The organism is Bacillota bacterium (assembly GCA_012518215.1).
Taxonomy (GTDB): Bacteria; Bacillota; Dethiobacteria; order DTU022; family PWGO01; genus JAAYSV01.
Genome location: JAAYSV010000015.1, coordinates 23,603 through 41,358 on the forward strand (window position 1 = coordinate 23,603; position 17,756 = coordinate 41,358).

Below are 17,756 nucleotides of genomic sequence, written 5' to 3' on the forward strand. Positions count from 1 at the left end.
AATTGATTGAATGAACATAGGCCCCCTCCAAAAATACAACGCTTGCTCCACAGGGTTACTGCCCCCGCTCGTTATGTGGGCAATGAACTGAATTCAGTGGTCAAGGATTTTCACAATACGGCCCTGAAATTGGCCCTTGCTTTCCCCGATCTTTACGAGGTGGGTATGTCCAACCTGGGGTTGCGGATCCTTTATGACATCGTCAACAGTCGGGAGGAGATGTTGGCGGAGAGAGTCTTTGCCCCCGCTGCTGACATGGAAAAATTGTTGCGCGAAGAGAAAATTCCGCTCTTCTCCCTCGAGAATTACATGCCTCTACGCAGTTTTGATATCATCGGTTTCTCCTTGCAGTACGAGCTGACCTACACCAACGTGTTGAATATGCTCGACCTGGCCGATATTCCCCTTCGCAGTGCAGACCGCGATGAACGTGAGCCGCTGATCATCGGTGGAGGTGTCTGTGCTTTCAATCCAGAGCCCGTGGCCCCGTTCTTCGATCTTTTTGTCGTCGGTGATGGCGAGGAGGTTCTGCCCGAACTGTTGGAAGTTTACAGAAGTGGCAGGGACGGGGGCCTGACCAGGAAAAAGATGCTCCTTGAACTGGCGCAACTCGAAGGTGTTTATGTCCCATCATTTTACCGGCCATGCTATGAAGCCGGTAATTTTACGGGCATTGAACCGGCGCACAGCCAGGTGCCTTCCGTGATCGAAAAACGTCTGCTTCATGACCTGAATGAAGCCCCCCATCCAACTGCCCCGATAGTACCTTTCCGGGAGATAGTTCATGATCGAGCCATCGTGGAGATATCCCGGGGTTGTATGCGGGGGTGCCGCTTCTGCCAGGCGGGCACTACCTACCGTCCGCGGCGCACCCGTTCCGTGGAGAAGATCCGTGAATTGGCCCTCTCCTTGATCGAGAACACCGGTTATGATGAACTTTCCCTGGCTTCCCTGAGCAGCAGCGATTATCCGCACATCGAGCAGCTGGTCAAGGAATTGGGGGAAGCCCTGCCACCCCGGGTGAATCTTTCCCTCCCTTCGCTCAGGATGGATTCGTTCTCGGTCAGATTGGCTGCCGCCGTGCAGGGCAAAACCAGGGGCAGTCTTACTTTTGCCCCCGAGGCGGGAAATTTCAGGCTTCGTCGGGCTATCAACAAGAACATCAGCGATGAATCGCTTTTCCAGGCGCTTGAACATGCTTTCCGGGCCGGGTGGCGTACCTTCAAACTGTATTATATGATCGGCCTTCCCACGGAAACGGATGATGATGTGCTGGCCATAGCCAGGCAGGTGGAGGAAATGTTTGCTCTTTACCGCCGGCTGGGGTGCCGGGGGCGGCTCAGGCTGACGGTGAGCACCTCCACTTTCACGCCCAAAGCTCATACCCCTTTTCAGTGGGAGCCCCAGATAACCCCGGCGGAGACTCATCGCAGACAACAGTTGCTTGCCCGCTCCCTGAAGCAGGGCAGGTCGGTTCAATACAAGTGGCATGACAGAGACATGAGCTTCATGGAGGCGGTTTTCTCCCGCGGCGACCGGCGCCTGGCCGACGTGCTGGAGAGGGCATGGGCCGGGGGCTGCAAATTCGACCACTGGTCCGATCATTTCAATATGGACAGATGGCTGAAGGCTTTCGATGAGGCCGGGATAGCGCCCGCTGATTATGCCTTGCGTCGCTATGAACTCGAGGACCCCCTGCCCTGGGAACATTTGCGTACCGGGTTGAAGAAAGAGTTTCTGATCAAGGAATACCGGAAATCTTTGAATGGGATTTGAACAGCGATGATTGGCGGCATTCTGCCCGTGATCGATTCATAAATGTTTCACGGGTTTGCTGCATATGGATAGGTAAATCGGTAATGTGATCCGCAACAAGAAATATGCAAGGGACAGCGGTGTTGAAGGCTGCTCGATTCACTCCGGGGCAGTCCCCCACTTGCATGAAAGGACTGGTTTGAAATGGAACAGCGGCTGAAGTTCAGTTACAGGCGCGAGGAGGACATAAAATACATTTCACATCTGGATATGATACGGCTGCTACAGCGGGCGGCAAGAAGGGCAAATATACCCGTCGCCTGCAGTGGCGGCTTCAATCCCCAACCCCGGTTGAGCATCGCCCTGCCCCTGCCGCTGGGTGTTACGGCGGCGCATGAGTTGGCGGAGATATACCTGAAGGAGAGCCTTCCCCCATCTTTGTTCGTGGCCGGGATGAGGGAGAAACTGCCCCGGGGTCTCTCACTCATTGATGCTGAAGAAGTTTCCGACCGGGAGCCCCCCCTGATGCAGGTGATCGATGCCGCTCTCTACATTGCTTTCCCCTTGCCGGGCGGAGATCCCTTGCCTGAAGGTATTTTGCATGAGGGAGTCGAAGATATCAAGGAGCGTACGGAACTGATCGTGCAGAGGGTAAGAAAAAAGGGCACCCGCCGGGTGGACATACGCCCATATATCATGGAGCTGAAGGTTACCGGGAAAGATGATGGAACGGAAGCCATCGAAATGTTTCTGCAGGCCGGGTCCCGTGGTGGTGCACACCCGGTGGAGCTGCTTCAGATGATAGGGGCGGCCTGCGGATGGGAAAGACTTCCTCACCACATGCAGATTCATCGGAGCGCTTTGTTTCACGATTGCCGGGGGCACTGGGAACAGCTCGTATAATCATTGCAAAACGCATCCCCGCATACATTTTGGAAACTTCACGGGGATGATCATGAAAATACAGGTTTCAAAAGTATGGAAAGAGAGTTGATGACACCGTTGGGTAAAGAAATAATCGTCAATTACGATTATCGTGTGAGCCGCGTGGCGGTTCTGGAAAATGGCCGTCTCGTGGAGATCTATATTGAACGCCCCTTGCAGCATCGTGTGGTTGGGAACATCTACAAGGGGACGGTAGCCAATATCCTCCCCGGAATGGAGGCCGCCTTTGTAGATATCGGCCTGGAACGCAATGCGTTCCTTTACGTGGATGATATACGCCCTTACCAGGATTACGAGGAGAGAAGAACGGAACCCCACCCCCCGATAGAGAACATCCTGTCCGTTGGGGAAGAGATCATGGTTCAGGTGACCAAGGAACCTTTCAGCCAGAAGGGAGCCCGCCTGACCGGTCAGATTACCATTCCCGGGCGTTATGCGGTGCTGGTTCCCGGCGCAGGTTACGTGGGCGTATCGCGGCGCATCGAGGATTCCGATGAAAAAGAAAGACTGCGAAAACTGGCCGAAAAAATGCGGCCCGAGGGTATGGGGATCATCGTCAGGACCGTGGCCGAGTCAGCGGACGAGGATCTTCTCGGGCATGATATAAAATATCTCTGCAATCTGTGGCGCCGCATCCAGAAACGTTTTCGTGAACAGGGCGCCCCCGCGAACCTGTACCAGGACCTGGCACTTACCTGCCGGGTGGCCAGGGACATGCTCGGTGAGGATGTGAACACCTTCATGGTTGACAATATACACGAACATGAAAAGGTTCTGGAGATCCTCGACTACACCTCTCCGCATCTGAAGAGCAGGGTCAAACTCTACAAGGGGCCCGACCCCATCTTTGACCATTACAACATCGAGAAAGATATCAACAAGGCCCTTGAAAGGCAGGTTTGGCTGAAATGCGGCGGCTATCTGGTAATAGATGAAATCGAGGCTCTGACCGTGATAGACGTGAACACGGGGAGGTACACCGGGCGGAAAAACCTGGCCGAGACCGTGTTGAGGACCAACCTCGAGGCGGCGGAAGAGATCGCCTACCAGATCCGCCTGCGGGATATCGGCGGGATCATCATCGTGGACTTTATCGATATGGAGACCGAGGAACACCGCCAGAAGGTACTGGACAGGTTGAGTGCCTCTTTCAAGAATGACCGTATGCGCACCTATATCCTCGGGCTTACCAATCTGGGGTTGGTGGAGATGACTCGCAAGAAGGTGAGGCAGGATCTTGCTGCCTTCCTCCAGCAGCCCTGCCCCTACTGTGATGGGGCCGGCAGGGTGTTGACCCCCATCGTGGTGGGGATCAGGATCGAGAAGGAGCTGAAAAAACAGCTGCCCGCCCTGGACAATGAGGCAGTTCTGATCGAGGCACATCCGGAAGCGGCCGCCCTGTTGATCGGTACGGGAGGCAGCAACCTGCGGAAATTGGAAAATGAAATCGGGAAATATGTTTTCGTGCGCGGCAACGAGGATATCCATATGGAAAAATATCGCATCGTTTCCACCGGTTCGCTGGATGAAATAAGCAAGATTGCCCTGCCGGTTAAACCGGGGGATATCCTTGAGGTGCAGATCGAGGAACCGCATATCGGCAATCCCGGAAACGGCATTGCCAGGTTCCATGGATTTGTCATCGATGTCAGCGGTGCGGCGGACTGCCTGGGACAGAAAATAAATGTCGAGATCAAGGAAGTAAACCGGACTTTTGCCCGGGCGGAAAAGTATGATGTGCCCTGCTAGAATCAGGGTTTATATTATATTTTTTTAATTGTTTTAACATTTGACAATCATCGGTGCAGTTGTTAATATTGAATCCTGAAAATAAAAACAAACGGGAGAAGGGAAAACATGGTTGGATCGACCAGGAAAAATCATTCGGTATCCGGGGTAATGGCGGCGCTTGTCTTTGCCCTGATCTTTCTTCTGATTCCATTCAATTTTGTCCCCCCTGTGGCAGCCCAGGCCTCGCCGACCCTGGAGTTGGGGAAGGCCGAAGGTTCCGTGGGTGAGGAAATTGTCGTTTCCGTGCAATTGAAGAACAGCAAGGAGGTCGCCGGCGGCGAATTTGTCCTCTCCTATGACCCCGGAATGGTTGAGCCGAAGGGCGTCAGTGGAACCGGATTGCTTGAAGGGGCTTTGTTGATGCCCAATCTTGACTATACGGCAGACAGCCTCAAGGTTGTCTGGGCAGATACGAAGGCTCTCAAAAAAACCGGGGAGATCATCCGGATCAAATTTTTGCTGAAAAAAGAAGGGGAGGCCATCCTCGAATTGAAAGAGATGGTTCTGGCAACCGAGGTTCCCGAGAAAATCCCCGACGTGGCGGGAGTAAACGGCAGTATCATGATCGGGCCTTCCCGGGGTACGGATCCGGGTTCCAAAACTGCTCCTTCCGACAAGGATTCTTCATCTCCCGATGGGGCTCCGGCAGAAAAAAAGGGTGATGACAGAACCACGGCCCGTGAAGGCCCGGCGTTGCTGAAAGTGGGCAAGGCCAGGGGGGGCGCCGGTGATACGGTAAAGGTAACCATCATGGTGGAGAACCCGCAGGGGATGGCCGGTGGGAACATGGTTCTGGCGTACAATCCCGGGGTTGTCGAGCCGCTCAAGGTCAAGCCCGGAAATCTCCTCGACGGCCTGATCCCCATCGCCAACCTGGAGTCGTCGGAAGACACCATCTCCATCGCCTGGTTCGGCCTGAAGGGTAAAACCTCCGATGGAGCCCTTCTGGATATCTCGTTCCGCCTGAAAGAGAAGGGCAGGTCCCCACTGGAGATAAAAGAACTGAGCCTGGTCAACATTGAAGGGAACGAGATCCCCGTGGAATATGATGACGGCCAGATCACCATCTTTGCCGCGGGGAGCCTCCTGTCAGCGGTACCGGACATCGTGGTCGAGCACTATTATTACTTTATAGGCGCGGCGGTGATCATTGTGGCGGGAGTTGTAATTATCATCGTTCTGCTCCGCCGTCGAAAAAAGAGGGCTATTGTCTAGAAAGCGCCAAAAATATTATGGATTGTTAACATTTATTTACTATTATAGCAAGATATTTTCAGGCATGAAAAGAAGGATTATCAAAAATCATGGTGAATATTATATGGTGAAGTTCGATTCCATGGGGAATCTGGAATCATTTCATATCGAAAGAATACTATGGACCGATTCTGTCAAAGGAGGTGTGTGGATTACAGTAAGTGTCTGATTTTCACATATCGAAGCCTGAATAGAAGGAGGAAGGTACTTAATGAAAAAGATTTCGATGATTCTGGTTTTCTGTATGGTGTTGGGCCTGCTGTTCTCAAGCGTGGCGGCGCAAGAACCGGTGAAACTGGTTATCAGTAGCGTGGAAGGAAAGGCCGGGGAAGAGGTTGAAGTTGATTTTTCCCTGAGCGCGGATGTCAAAATTGCTGGTCTTAAATTGATGGTTAATTACAATGCCGATTTTATGGAACTTGTATATACCAACGAAGATGACGAAGAGTATGTGGAACAGAAAGCCCTTAAAGGTACTTTGGCAGCAAATGCAGACACGCCCGGTATCCTGGACATTGCTTCTGCCAACGCTACAGATTTCACTGTCAAGGCAAACAATGTGCTGTTTACGTTGAAATTTAAAATAATTGAAGGGTCCGAACTTACAGATTCAAATGTCTGGGTTGATATCGATGACGATAGCAATGAGTTCTTCGTGGCCGATGGTGCGTTAGAAGCACCGACGATTACCGAGGTTGTACAGGGTTCTGTAAGCTTGGAAGGTGACGAAGACGAAAACGGTGAAGATGAAAACGGTGAAGACGAAAACGGTGAAGATGAAAACGGTGAAGATGAAAACGGTGAAGACGACGCCAAAGAAGACGCCAAGTCAAAGAAAGGTAGCCAGATGATGCCTTTCATGCTGCTCGGTGGTCTTCTGACCCTGATCGGTGCTGTCATGATCATGCCCTTCAGGAAGTTGAGAAGGCAGTAGGAGTTGCGATAGAAACGGATCATTTCGTTTAGCTGCAGAGAGGGTTTTCCGGCCCGGCAGCGGGCCGGGAAGCCCTTTTTCTTTGTCAAAAACCACTCCTGTGGGCGGGCCTTCGGTATCTGTTCTTCCGTTGACTTCGCAAATTGGCCCCGCATCATTGCCGTGGCCGAAGCAGTAAGTATGAGTCGTCACCACACGAATGCTCCCACCCGGGTTGGGTTGGGTTGGATTGGGTTGGTGTAAAATTTGACAACAAAGCAGCGTGCATGTTAAAATATGCGTTGTTACTTGCCGCTTGACAAAGGCTTCAAAGCTCATCATGGCTGCCTTTTGTCAGCGAGCCCTTCTCCAAAGGAGGAATCATTTTCAGTATGTTTGCCATCATCGAGTCCGGCGGAAAACAATATCGTGTCTCCGAGGGGGATACCGTGGAAGTGGAAAAACTTCCCCTGGCCGAGGGAGAAGAGGTGGTCTTCGAGAATGTGCTGATGCTCAAGGATGCCGATACCCTCAAGGTGGGGAGCCCCTTTCTGGAGGGATGCCGTGTGAAGGGGCGCGTGGAGCGCCAGGGCAGGGCCCGTAAAATTATCGTTTTCAAGTACAAGCCCAAAAAGAATTATCGGCGGAAACGGGGGCACCGGCAGCCCTATACGCGTGTTCTTGTGGAAAAGATCGATTTCGACGAGCAATCAAGTTCATGATCAAGGTAACTTTTCGGAGGGATTCCCGGGGCCATATCAAAGAGTTTACCGTTGAAGGGCATGCCGTTTTTGCCCCTGCGGGGGAAGATATCGTCTGCGCGGCGGTATCCGCCCTGGCCCAGGCGGCGATCCTCGGTATCGAGGAAGTCGTGGGGGTAAAACCTTCGGTCAAAAAGGCAGACGGTTATCTCGAATGCCGGTTGCCCGGAGGGCTGGCTACTGCGCAGCTCCATGATGTCGGCCTGCTCCTGGAAACGATGGCCCTAGGGTTGAGAGAGACGGCGGAGGCTTATCCCCGCCATGTGAAGATTTCTGACCGGAAATAGATATTCGGTTTGATGGAGGTGATAGAAGATGATGCGCAAGATGGATTTGCAATTATTTGCTCATAAAAAAGGTGTCGGCAGCTCCCGAAATGGACGGGATAGCAACGCCAAACGGTTGGGAGTCAAAAGGTACGGCGACCAGATTGTAAGCGCCGGCAGTATTCTCATCCGTCAGCGGGGTACACGTTTTCATCCCGGCCGGAATGTGGGCCGTGGCAGGGATGACACCCTCTTTGCTCTGGTTGACGGGCGTGTTGTCTATGAAGTCAACAACCGGGCCCGCAAGCAGGTGAGCGTTTATCCCGAAGAACAACTGGAAGCATAACATGAAATCATCTCGGTTTTTCCAAGGGCTGGCAGAGGGCCAGCCTTCTTTGTTACTGCTGTCCTTTCAGGCTGGAGGCGGGTATGTTCCTGGATGAGGTGTCCATAGAGGTAAGCGGTGGCCGGGGAGGAGACGGGGCGCTCTCCTTCCGGCGGGAAAAGCATGTGCCGCACGGTGGTCCCGATGGAGGCAATGGCGGCAGGGGCGGGGCGGTGATTCTCGAAGCGACCGATGCCCTGCATACCCTGCTTGATTTCCGTTACCGCCGCCACTGGAAGGCACCTTCCGGCGGCAAGGGCGGCCGACGGAACCGCCAGGGGCACAGGGGGGAAGACCTGGTTATTCCTGTACCTGCCGGCACGGTGGTACGTGACGAAGGTGGTACAGTTCTTGCCGACCTCGTTTCTCCCGGTGCGAAGATAACGGTGGCGGAAGGGGGCCGCGGGGGATACGGGAACCGCCATTTTGCAAGCTCCAGAAGAAGAACGCCGCGCCTGTATGAAAAAGGGGAACCCGGCGTTAGCCGGACGGTGTTGCTGGAACTGAAGCTCATCGCCGATGTGGCGTTGGTCGGTTTCCCCAACGTCGGTAAATCAACCCTGCTGACCAGAATTTCCGCTGCCCGTCCCCGGATAGCGGATTACCCCTTTACCACCTTGACCCCCCATCTGGGAGTGGTCAGAGTGGGGGAAGGCAGCAGTTTCGTGGCCGTTGACCTTCCGGGTTTGATCGAAGGGGCACACGAGGGGGCAGGCCGGGGTGACCTTTTTTTGCGCCATGCCGAAAGAAGCCTGATTCTTCTTCATCTGATCGATGTGTCGGAGATGGCGGGCAGTGACCCGCTGAAACGTTACGATCTGCTCAACAGGGAGATAGCGTTGTACAGCCCGGAACTGTCTCGCAAACCGCAGGTAGTTGTGGGCAACAAGGTTGACCTGCCGGGGGGCCGGGAACGGCTGGAAAAGTTGCGACATGAATTGCATCGGCGCAGCAGAAATGAGAGGAACGCGGAAGGTGACGGGGCGCCGGAAATGGAAATCCGGGGGATTTCCGCGGCTACCGGCGAGGGAGTGGATGCATTGATAAAACACCTCGCCCTGAAAGTAAACGCCCGGCGGAAAGAAAGAAGCAAGGCCGCGGAAGGCCCCGTGAAAACAGTGGTCCTGAAGCCGGGGGCACCACCGGACGGGGGCGGGTTGCAGGTTTTCAAGAAGGGGGATATTTATCGTGTGCGGGGTGAAGGGATAGAAAGGCTCGCCCTCCGCACCGATTTCGAGAATGAAGAAGCCACACGCAGATTCCGGCGCTACTGTAAACGCATCGGCCTCGATCATCTGCTGCGCAGCAGGGGCGTATGCCGGGGGGACACGGTTATCATCGCCGAACATGAATTTATTTTCGATGATGAGGGAGAAGGGACTGAATTTCCTTTTTGATTTGATGGATGGTAGATGTCGGGGATCCATGATGAAAATATGGTTGGGGAGGTAAATGAATTGAACATCGGCTTGATGGGCGGCACTTTCGACCCAATTCATATCGGCCACCTCGTGGCGGCGGAGGAAGCACGCCAGCAGTATGATTTGAGCAAGGTCATTTTTATTCCTGCCGGCTGGCCCCCGCACAAGGAAGATGAACTGACAAGCGATCCCGAACACAGATACATGATGACCGTTCTGGCTGTAACTGACAACCCCTCTTTCGAGGTTTCCCGCTTCGAGATTGACAAAAATAAACCTTCATATACAATTGAAACTGTCCGTTATTATCGGGAGATCTTTGGCAAGAACGTTGATCTGTTTTTTATTACCGGAGCAGACGCTATCCTGGAAATTCCGGCCTGGGCAGAATTCGAGGAATTGCTCGATACCTGCACGTTCATTGCCGCCTCCCGCCCGGGTTATTCCCTGGAGAAGTTGTATGAAAGGCTGGCGTCTCATTACCCCCATGTGCGTAAAAGAGTGCATCTGCTGGAGAACCCGGCCATGGCGGTATCTTCCACTTTTATCAGGGAAAGGGTCAGATCCGGCAAAACGGTCAAATATCTTACCACCGGCTCGGTGGAGAACTATATATACAAGTATGGTCTTTATCGAGGGAAAAATATTGATAGAAAAGTATATTTTTCCTCTTGATTTTTCATAATAAGTTAAGGTAAGAGGTAATATGTTACCGTCGGCGTGTCCATTGTCGTCAACAATATGCTGATGTGACCGTCGAAAGTTCCTAAGGAGGTGAGCTTCTCAAGTGGTAAAAACATTTTACGTGGGGAATATTCCTTGGTCGACAACCGAAGACGAACTCCAGCAGGCTTTTTCACAATTCGGCGAAGTACTTGCTTGCCGCATTATAACAGAGAGAGCAACAGGAAGATCGAAGGGCTACGGTTTCGTTGAAGTGAATGAGGAAGATGCCGAACGTATTCTTGAGCAGGCGAACGGGCTTGAGATGGAAGGCCGCCAGCTGGTGGTCAATGAGGCCAAACCAAGAGAAGATCAGTAGCAAGAGCGAAAAAAAAGGCAACATCTGTTGCCTTTTTTTTTAGGCAGGAAAGACATTGTTCCCTGGCGAAAAAGATAGTTGGTTGTCGAGGCGATTCATTCCGGGTGAAATAGCGCATGAGAAGATACAAATGAGAAGATGCAGAAATATCGGTTTTTTAAGAAAAAAGCTGGGGAACGAGCTTTTTCGACACAGTGTGGGCGTTGCCCGCATGGCGGCCTTGCTGGCCCGGGCTCATGGCGAGGACGAAAATCTGGCCTATCTGGCCGGTTTGTGGCATGATTGCGCCAAACCTCTCTCCGCGGAACGTCTTCGGAAGAAGGCGGTTGAATTTTCCTTGCGTACGGACGGGGTTACCCGGCATTCGCCACATCTTCTGCACGCCCCCGTCGGCGCCGTTATGGCCGCTCAAAAAGCAGGTATCGAGGATGAGCGGGTTTTGAGGGCGATCGAATTTCACACCACGGGCAAGCCGGGGCTGGGCAGGTTCGAACAGATCATCTACCTTGCCGATGCCGTGGAAATAAACCGTGTTTACCCCGGCGTTCGCCGTCTGCGGAAGATGGCTTTTCACGATCTGGACGGGGCCCTTCTGGAAGCAGTGGACAACGCCATAAAAAAAGTGATAGAAAGGGGCTACCTGCTGCACCCGTTTTCGGCGGCATTCAGAAATGAATTGTTGTTGAAGAGAAAAAATGATTGACAAAGGGGGATACTTGTTGCAAAAGGAGCAAGAATTGGCTCAACTTGCGGCCAGGCTGGCAGCTGAAAAAAAAGCACAGGATACCGTGCTCCTGGAAGTGGGGAAGATAACATACCTGGCAGATTATTTTTTGATCTGCACCGCTACCTCGGGGCAGCATGTCAAGACCCTGAGTGATTTTTTACGGGAGAAGCTCAAGGAAGCCGGTGCGGAACTGCGGCATATCGAAGGTTACAGGGAGGCCCGGTGGGTACTGATGGATTATGCATCCCTGATCATCCACATCTTTCAGCCAGCAGAGAGGGAGTTTTACAACCTGGAACGTTTATGGAGCGATGCTTTACCGAAGAAGGAACAACAGGTAACGGAGAAGACCGTTGTTGACTAGGGGAAGGTTGGTCTGAATTCATGGATGGCAAGGATGAGCTGAAACAGGCCCTTCACCGTCTGGCCGGCGGGAAGAAAGCATCCGCAGGGGAAAAATTCTGCATTCTGGGCCTGGCCGAAACCGGAAAACTGGCCCGCCGTTTTGAAAAGACTGTCAAACAGATTGAAATAGCTGCTCTGCAGCATGGGTTGGTGCCGGAACGTTATTTGCGAAACATGGGGACTGTCGGCCCGGAGGGCCAGTTGAAACTGCTCCTCTCGGAAGTAGCGGTGGTCGGTCTCGGTGGGTTGGGGGGCCTGGCCTCTGAATTGCTGGCGCGGATGGGCGTGGGGTCTCTGATTCTTGTCGATGGCGATAAATTTACTGAATCCAACCTGAACCGCCAGATCGGGGCTGCCGAGTCCAGCCTGGGGATGAACAAGGCCCTGGTTGCACAGCGTCGCATCGGGCAGATAAACAGTGCCGTGGAAGTGCGGGCTGTCCCCGATTATGTTGGAAAAGCCGAGCTTGTGGATCTGCTTGAACACGTGCACCTGGCCATGGATTGCCTTGACAATTTGCCGGCTCGGTTTGATCTGGAGAGTGCCTGCCAGGAAAGAAACATCCCCATGGTTCATGCGGCTATCGGGGGTTGTATGGGGCAGCTGGCCGTGATCCGTCCCGGGACTCCCCTCCTGTCCTCGATTTACGGAAACACCCGTCTGGAGGACGTCCGGTCCGGGAAAGGGCCTGGACCGGAGGCTCATCCGGGGAATCCCGCGGCAACGCCCGCTTTGATCGCTTCCTGGGAGGTGAGCGAGGCCGTAAAAATATTGCTGGGCGGGAAGGGTGTTCTCTGCAACGAACTTCTGTACCTGGATCTTCAGAACAACGAAGTGGACCGTATTGCCCTGAAATGATCATTCCCTTTTTGATCATTCGGTTGGTAAAAGACTGCCGTTTTCCCATCGACTGCCTCCGCCAGATTTCTGCCAACCATTATCATCCTTTTTTTCCGGTGGAAAGGTAAAGCCTTCATCGGTTCTGCCCGTGGCAGGGTTTTCTACATGCCCGGAAGAACGATCTACTGCCGATGATTTCTTGACAAAACGGCTTATTATTTCTATAATGTTTAAGGATTCACCAACAATTTGACGGTTTATGCAGAAAGCTTCCATGAAGGGGATCAGTACGCAGGCCAGCCTTTGCAGAGAGCCGGTGGTCGGTGCAAATCGGCAGGCGAACTTGCTGAACTCGCCCCGGAGAACCGGTTGTGAAAACTTGTTACAGGCGGTAATGACCGGCGTAGGACGGCGTTAACGGCATGAAGAGAGGGCAAAGAAAATGTTGTGGGGCTGTGGCGCAGAGGGAGCGCGCTTCCTTGGCATGGAAGAGGCCGCGGGTTCAAGTCCCGCCAGCTCCACCATTGCTTTACCAATGAGGGTGGTAACACGGGCCGAGCTCGTCCCTGGAGGGACGGGCGTTTTATTATAAATATTTTCGCAGGGGGATTGAACAGATGGCGGATTACAAACCCGGAATTATTGAACCAAAATGGCAAAAATATTGGGCAGCGCATGACCTTGACCGGTCGGAAAAAGATCCGTCCAGGCCAAAATATTACGTTCTGGAGATGTTTCCCTATCCTTCGGGGAAATTGCATATGGGTCATATGCGTGTGTATTCCATCGGTGATGTGCTGGCCCGTTATTTGAGGATGAAGGGATACAATGTTCTTCATCCGATGGGCTGGGATGCATTCGGCTTGCCGGCCGAGAACGCTGCTATAACCAACAAGGTCAATCCCGCCGAATGGGTGGCGCACAATATCGAACAGATGAAAGAACAGCAGAACAGTCTGGGCATAAGCTACGACTGGAGCAGGGAGATAACGACCAGTCTTCCCGATTATTATCGCTGGACCCAGTGGTTATTCCTCCTCTTTTACAAACGCGGGCTGGCTTACCGCAAGAAGTCTTCCATCAACTGGTGCCCGGAATGCCTGACCGTGCTTGCCAACGAACAGGTTGAAGGGGGGCTATGCTGGCGGTGTGCTTGTGAAGTGGAGACCCGTGAACTGGAACAGTGGTTTTTGCGTATCACCGATTATGCCGACCGTCTTCTGGAGGATCTGGATCTGCTTGAAGACTGGCCCGAGCGTGTCAAGGTAATGCAGCAAAACTGGATCGGGCGCAGTGAAGGTACGGAGATAGTGTTCCCGCTGAAGGAATTCCCCGGGGAATCTGTAAAAGTCTTCACGACTCGTCCTGACACTCTCTACGGGGTTACTTACATGGTACTGGCACCCGAGCACCCCCTTGTGAACCACCTCGTGGAAGGCACTTCCCGTGAAACTGAAATCAAATCTTTCGTGAAAAAAATGAAACAGAAAACGGAAATCGAGAGGACATCTGCCGAAACGGAAAAAATAGGCCTTTTCACGGGTAGAAGTGCGTTGAATCCCGTGAATGGAGAGGAAGTTCCCATCCTGGTGGGGAACTATGTACTGATGGGTTATGGAACGGGCGCTGTCATGGGTGTACCTGCCCATGACCAACGGGACTTTCTCTTCGCCAGGAAATACGGTCTGCCAGTCAAGGTAGTCATCACCCCGCGGGAAACCGTTCTCGGCCCGGACATGGAAGAAGCATTCGAGGATCCCGGTTACCTGATCAACTCCGGTCCTTTTGACGGCCTGTTTTATGAAGACGCCCAGGAGAAGATCACGCTGTTCCTGGCCGAGAAAGGGATGGGAGGGTTCAAGACTTCTTACCGTCTGCGCGACTGGCTCATATCGCGTCAGCGTTACTGGGGTGCCCCCATTCCCGTCATTTACTGCGAAAAATGCGGTGTTCTGCCACTGCGGGAAGAAGATCTTCCCGTATTGCTTCCCGAAGATGTGGAACTGTCCGGGGACCGGGTGCCTTCACTTTCACATTATCCCTCTTTCGTCGATACAGAATGTTACCGTTGCGGCGGCAAGGCCCGTCGCGAGACGGACACGCTGGATACCTTCATGTGTTCATCCTGGTATTTTTTGAGGTACGCCGATCCACGGAATGGCGAGGCTGCTTTTTCACCCGGGGAAGCCAACTACTGGATGCCTGTTGACCAGTATATCGGTGGCATAGAACATGCGGTGATGCATTTGCTCTACGCCCGGTTTTTCACCAAGGTTTTACATGATGCCGGCCTGTGCGAGGCCGTGGAACCCTTCAAGAGGCTCCTGGCCCAGGGGATGGTCTACAAGGACGGTTTCAAGATGTCCAAGTCAAAGGGCAACGTGGTCACCCCGGACGAGATCATTGAAAAATACGGGGCGGACACGGGTCGGATGTTCATCCTCTTTGCCTCCCCTCCGGAAAGAGATCTGGAGTGGAGTGACCGCGGGGCGGAGGGTTGCTATCGTTTCTTGCGCCGCGTCTGGCGTCTGATCGATCAGTACGGTACCCCTGCCCATCCGGACACCGGATCTGTACTACCCGGAAAAGAAGAAAGTGATCTGCACCATGCTGTTCATTCAACCATAAAGAAAGTGACAGATGATATCGGTGCACGGTTCAGTTTCAACACCGCCATCAGTGCCATCATGGAACTGGTGAATTCGACTTACGATTACCTGCGGAAGAAAGAGAGTCTTTCGCCGATCGAAAATATTTACCGGGAAGGATTGACCGAGGCCCTGGAAACAATCGTCATCCTTCTCTCTCCCTTTGCTCCCCATCTGGCCGAGGAATGCTGGGGCAAACTCGGTTATACGGACAGCGTTCACCTTCAAAGTTGGCCCGTACATGATCGCGACAGTCTTCGCGTTGATGAAGTGGAGATCGTCGTGCAGGTCAACGGTAAACTGAGAGCCAAACTGATGGTTTCGGCGGAGCACTCCAAGGAGGAATTGGTGGAGGCGGCCTGCGCCGAGGAGAAAATCCGTCCCTACATCGATGGGAAGGAAATTGTCAGAACAATAGCCGTCCCCGGCAAACTGGTCAACCTGGTTGTCAAATGAAATCGGGTTTATTTCGATTCTTCAGGAATCCCTTCCAGAAACACCACGGGCAGGTAACAATTGTACCTGCACAGAAATAAGCCGGTTTCCTGTTCCGGGTGAAGCAGATTATTTTTGTTTTGAAAAGGAAAATATAAACATTTGTAGAAATATACGGGAAGAATGCGGCTTTTGATTTCCATTTCGCAGGTTTGTATCATTTGCCAGGCGGGCCGGAGAGGAGTCTTCCGTTATGCATGCGGACCGGAATGAAGACGATGGCAGCGGTGGTAAACGCGATCTGAAAAACGGTGGCGGGGTCAGGATGCCCCGGCGTGACAGGATCATTATTGCGGTGTTGGTCGTTCTGCTGATCGTGGGGATTGCTGTACGCTTTTCCGGTTATTTTTCCGGTATGGAGAGGTTGCCAACGGTCAATGATAGCCAATCGTCACCCGAAGAACCATCTTCCGTTCCGGAAGAGGAGGCGATGTGCACGATCCATATCATCGGTGCGGTGGTAAATCCCGGTATCTACGAGTTGCCCATCGGAGCTCGTGTACACGATGTCGTCAATAAAGCGGGCGGGCCCGCGGCGGATGCCGATCTGGAAAAAGTCAACCTGGCCCGGCCGCTCGTCGATGGCGAACAGGTCCATATTCCTCTTGCAGGCGAGGAAGGCCCGGAATCGAATGTATCCGGCATCGCTGACGGCAAAGTGAATATCAACCGTGCCACGCTTGAAGAATTGACCACACTGACGGGTATCGGGGAAAAAAGGGCCCGGAACATAATTGAATATCGCGATGCCCACGGCCCTTTTTCCAAAATAGAAGAGATCATGAACGTACCCAATATCGGTGCGGGATTGTTTGAAGGCATCAAAGAAAATATCACTGTTTACTGACCCGGATCGGGGTTCCATGAGCATAGATATTTTTGCTGTTCTTCGTCCAGGGTGTCGGGTGTCAGGCCCAGGGATTCGAGTTTCAGAATGGCCACCTGCCGATTCAGTTCGGCGGGAAGTGGCAGTACACCCCGTGAAAGTGTCCCCCTGTTCCTGCATAGATAGTCCATTGCCAGATACTGCAATGCAAATGACAGATCCATTATTTCAGCCGGATGGCCGTCACCGGCGGCAAGATTGACCAACCTTCCCTCCGCAAGCAGGTATAGATTGTTGCCGTTGGGCATGCAATATTTCTTGATGTTGGTTTTCACATCAGATATGGATGTGGCCATTTTTTCCAATGAAGAGGTGTCGATTTCCACATTGAAATGCCCCGCATTGCACATCATGGCACCGTTTTTCATCAAGGTGAAATGCTTTTTCCCGATAACTGCATTGCATCCGGTGGCAGTAACAAAGATATTGCCAAGAGGGGCTGCTTCCATCAGGGGTTTCAACTCGTACCCCTCCATGGCAGCTTCCAGCGCCCTTACGGGATCAACCTCGCAGATGATCACCCTTGCCCCAAGCCCCCGGGCACGGGCAGCGATACCCTTTCCGCACCATCCGAAACCGCAGATCACCACTGTTTTGCCGGCGATGAGAAGGTTTGTGGCGCGCATGATTCCATCCCAGACGGACTGCCCTGTACCCAGGCGGTTGTCAAAAAGATGTTTGCATGGTGCATCATTCACGGCGATGACGGGGAAAGCCAGTATGCCCTCCCGTTCCATGGCTCTCAGGCGGATCAATCCGGTCGTCGTCTCCTCGGCAGCCCCGATCACTTTATCTTTCAGGGCGGGGTATTCCCGGTGCAGCATGGTGATCAGATCCCCGCCGTCATCGATAATGAGGTCCGGTTCAGCATCCAGGGTATGTCGAAGATGGCTGTTGTACTCTTCAGGGGTAGCATTGTACCAGGCATACACTTCAGGGCCACTTTCGGCCAGGGCCGCGGCAACATCGTCCTGGGTGGAGAGGGGGTTGCTGCCGGTAATGGCAACCCGTGCTCCGCTTCGGGCAAAAACCTCCGCCATGCAGGCTGTCTTCGCTTCCAGGTGCAAGCAGATCGAGAGGTTCAGGCCCTTGAAGGGCTGCCCGGGTGCGTACGTATGTTCCAGATGGCTCAGAACAGGCATATGCTCTTTTACCCAATCAATTTTCTTCCTGCCCGCCGGGGCCAGAGTTTTGTCACGGATAATGCTCATCTTTTTCTCCT

17 protein-coding genes and 1 tRNA gene are annotated in these 17,756 nt (G+C 53.1%); 17 read left to right on the plus strand and 1 reads right to left on the minus strand.

Going from position 1 to position 17,756, the window contains the following annotated elements:
- Window positions 1–6 precede the first annotated feature (6 nt).
- From GX364_02890 to GX364_02970, 17 genes are all read left to right on the plus strand, one after another.
- Window positions 7–1,776 (plus strand): TIGR03960 family B12-binding radical SAM protein, encoded by a 1,770-nt coding sequence (locus GX364_02890; GenBank protein NLI69798.1) that lies wholly within the window; start codon window positions 7–9, stop codon window positions 1,774–1,776.
- A gap of 183 nt (window positions 1,777–1,959) precedes the next feature.
- Window positions 1,960–2,658, plus strand: a complete 699-nt coding sequence (locus GX364_02895) for a DUF2344 domain-containing protein (protein ID NLI69799.1) — start codon at window positions 1,960–1,962, stop codon at window positions 2,656–2,658.
- Between the two features lie 99 nt (window positions 2,659–2,757).
- Window positions 2,758–4,449 carry an Rne/Rng family ribonuclease gene (locus tag GX364_02900; protein NLI69800.1) on the plus strand — a complete coding sequence of 564 codons (1,692 nt, stop codon included), beginning with the start codon at window positions 2,758–2,760 and terminating at the stop codon, window positions 4,447–4,449.
- A gap of 108 nt (window positions 4,450–4,557) precedes the next feature.
- Complete coding sequence (locus GX364_02905; protein ID NLI69801.1) at window positions 4,558–5,706, plus strand: hypothetical protein; 1,149 nt, start codon at window positions 4,558–4,560, stop codon at window positions 5,704–5,706.
- Window positions 5,707–5,956: 250 nt separating this feature from the next.
- Window positions 5,957–6,679, plus strand: coding sequence for a hypothetical protein (locus tag GX364_02910; GenBank protein ID NLI69802.1), 723 nt, complete (start codon window positions 5,957–5,959; stop codon window positions 6,677–6,679).
- Between the two features lie 371 nt (window positions 6,680–7,050).
- Window positions 7,051–7,380 carry a 50S ribosomal protein L21 gene (gene rplU, locus GX364_02915; protein NLI69803.1) on the plus strand — a complete coding sequence of 110 codons (330 nt, stop codon included), beginning with the start codon at window positions 7,051–7,053 and terminating at the stop codon, window positions 7,378–7,380.
- On the plus strand, window positions 7,377–7,706 hold the full coding sequence (locus tag GX364_02920) for a ribosomal-processing cysteine protease Prp (GenBank protein ID NLI69804.1): 330 nt from the start codon (window positions 7,377–7,379) through the stop codon (window positions 7,704–7,706). The genes rplU and GX364_02920 overlap by 4 nt, the downstream gene beginning before the upstream one ends.
- 31 nt (window positions 7,707–7,737) lie before the next feature.
- Entirely contained in the window at window positions 7,738–8,031 is a 294-nt protein-coding gene (gene rpmA / locus GX364_02925; GenBank protein ID NLI69805.1) for a 50S ribosomal protein L27, read from the plus strand.
- Between the two features lie 83 nt (window positions 8,032–8,114).
- Window positions 8,115–9,467, plus strand: coding sequence for a GTPase ObgE (gene obgE / locus GX364_02930; GenBank protein ID NLI69806.1), 1,353 nt, complete (start codon window positions 8,115–8,117; stop codon window positions 9,465–9,467).
- A gap of 39 nt (window positions 9,468–9,506) precedes the next feature.
- Entirely contained in the window at window positions 9,507–10,166 is a 660-nt protein-coding gene (locus GX364_02935; GenBank protein NLI69807.1) for a nicotinate-nucleotide adenylyltransferase, read from the plus strand.
- Between the two features lie 112 nt (window positions 10,167–10,278).
- Window positions 10,279–10,533 carry an RNA-binding protein gene (locus GX364_02940; protein ID NLI69808.1) on the plus strand — a complete coding sequence of 85 codons (255 nt, stop codon included), beginning with the start codon at window positions 10,279–10,281 and terminating at the stop codon, window positions 10,531–10,533.
- A 130-nt stretch (window positions 10,534–10,663) separates the two neighbouring features.
- Window positions 10,664–11,236: an HD domain-containing protein gene (locus GX364_02945; GenBank protein ID NLI69809.1), complete on the plus strand. Its 573-nt coding sequence runs from the start codon at window positions 10,664–10,666 to the stop codon at window positions 11,234–11,236.
- Window positions 11,229–11,624 (plus strand): ribosome silencing factor, encoded by a 396-nt coding sequence (gene rsfS, locus GX364_02950; protein ID NLI69810.1) that lies wholly within the window; start codon window positions 11,229–11,231, stop codon window positions 11,622–11,624. The genes GX364_02945 and rsfS overlap by 8 nt, the downstream gene beginning before the upstream one ends.
- A gap of 20 nt (window positions 11,625–11,644) precedes the next feature.
- Complete coding sequence (locus GX364_02955) at window positions 11,645–12,523, plus strand: HesA/MoeB/ThiF family protein (protein NLI69811.1); 879 nt, start codon at window positions 11,645–11,647, stop codon at window positions 12,521–12,523.
- A 431-nt stretch (window positions 12,524–12,954) separates the two neighbouring features.
- Window positions 12,955–13,029: transfer RNA gene (locus GX364_02960), tRNA-Ala, on the plus strand.
- A 93-nt stretch (window positions 13,030–13,122) separates the two neighbouring features.
- Complete coding sequence (locus tag GX364_02965; GenBank protein ID NLI69812.1) at window positions 13,123–15,609, plus strand: leucine--tRNA ligase; 2,487 nt, start codon at window positions 13,123–13,125, stop codon at window positions 15,607–15,609.
- 232 nt (window positions 15,610–15,841) lie between these two features.
- Entirely contained in the window at window positions 15,842–16,495 is a 654-nt protein-coding gene (locus GX364_02970) for a transporter (GenBank protein ID NLI69813.1), read from the plus strand.
- On the opposite strand, the gene GX364_02975 is transcribed toward GX364_02970, so the two are convergent.
- Window positions 16,489–17,745, minus strand: coding sequence for an adenosylhomocysteinase (locus GX364_02975; protein NLI69814.1), 1,257 nt, complete (start codon window positions 17,743–17,745; stop codon window positions 16,489–16,491). The genes GX364_02970 and GX364_02975 overlap by 7 nt on opposite strands.
- Between the last annotated feature and the right edge of the window lie 11 nt (window positions 17,746–17,756).

What these genes read in the sequence shown, in the direction of transcription:
- GX364_02935 (NLI69807.1), top strand. Translation starts at nt 9,507, where the DNA reads ATGGTTGGGGAGGTAAATGAATTGAACATCGGCTTGATGGGCGGCACT.
- GX364_02920 (NLI69804.1), top strand. Translation starts at nt 7,377, where the DNA reads ATGATCAAGGTAACTTTTCGGAGGGATTCCCGGGGCCATATCAAAGAG.
- GX364_02945 (NLI69809.1), top strand. Translation starts at nt 10,664, where the DNA reads ATGAGAAGATGCAGAAATATCGGTTTTTTAAGAAAAAAGCTGGGGAAC.
- rplU (NLI69803.1), top strand. Translation starts at nt 7,051, where the DNA reads ATGTTTGCCATCATCGAGTCCGGCGGAAAACAATATCGTGTCTCCGAG.
- GX364_02955 (NLI69811.1), top strand. Translation starts at nt 11,645, where the DNA reads ATGGATGGCAAGGATGAGCTGAAACAGGCCCTTCACCGTCTGGCCGGC.
- GX364_02970 (NLI69813.1), top strand. Translation starts at nt 15,842, where the DNA reads ATGCATGCGGACCGGAATGAAGACGATGGCAGCGGTGGTAAACGCGAT.
- obgE (NLI69806.1), top strand. Translation starts at nt 8,115, where the DNA reads ATGTTCCTGGATGAGGTGTCCATAGAGGTAAGCGGTGGCCGGGGAGGA.
- rsfS (NLI69810.1), top strand. Translation starts at nt 11,229, where the DNA reads ATGATTGACAAAGGGGGATACTTGTTGCAAAAGGAGCAAGAATTGGCT.
- GX364_02905 (NLI69801.1), top strand. Translation starts at nt 4,558, where the DNA reads ATGGTTGGATCGACCAGGAAAAATCATTCGGTATCCGGGGTAATGGCG.
- GX364_02975 (NLI69814.1), bottom strand. Translation starts at nt 17,745, where the DNA reads ATGAGCATTATCCGTGACAAAACTCTGGCCCCGGCGGGCAGGAAGAAA.
- GX364_02910 (NLI69802.1), top strand. Translation starts at nt 5,957, where the DNA reads ATGAAAAAGATTTCGATGATTCTGGTTTTCTGTATGGTGTTGGGCCTG.
- GX364_02895 (NLI69799.1), top strand. Translation starts at nt 1,960, where the DNA reads ATGGAACAGCGGCTGAAGTTCAGTTACAGGCGCGAGGAGGACATAAAA.
- GX364_02965 (NLI69812.1), top strand. Translation starts at nt 13,123, where the DNA reads ATGGCGGATTACAAACCCGGAATTATTGAACCAAAATGGCAAAAATAT.
- rpmA (NLI69805.1), top strand. Translation starts at nt 7,738, where the DNA reads ATGCGCAAGATGGATTTGCAATTATTTGCTCATAAAAAAGGTGTCGGC.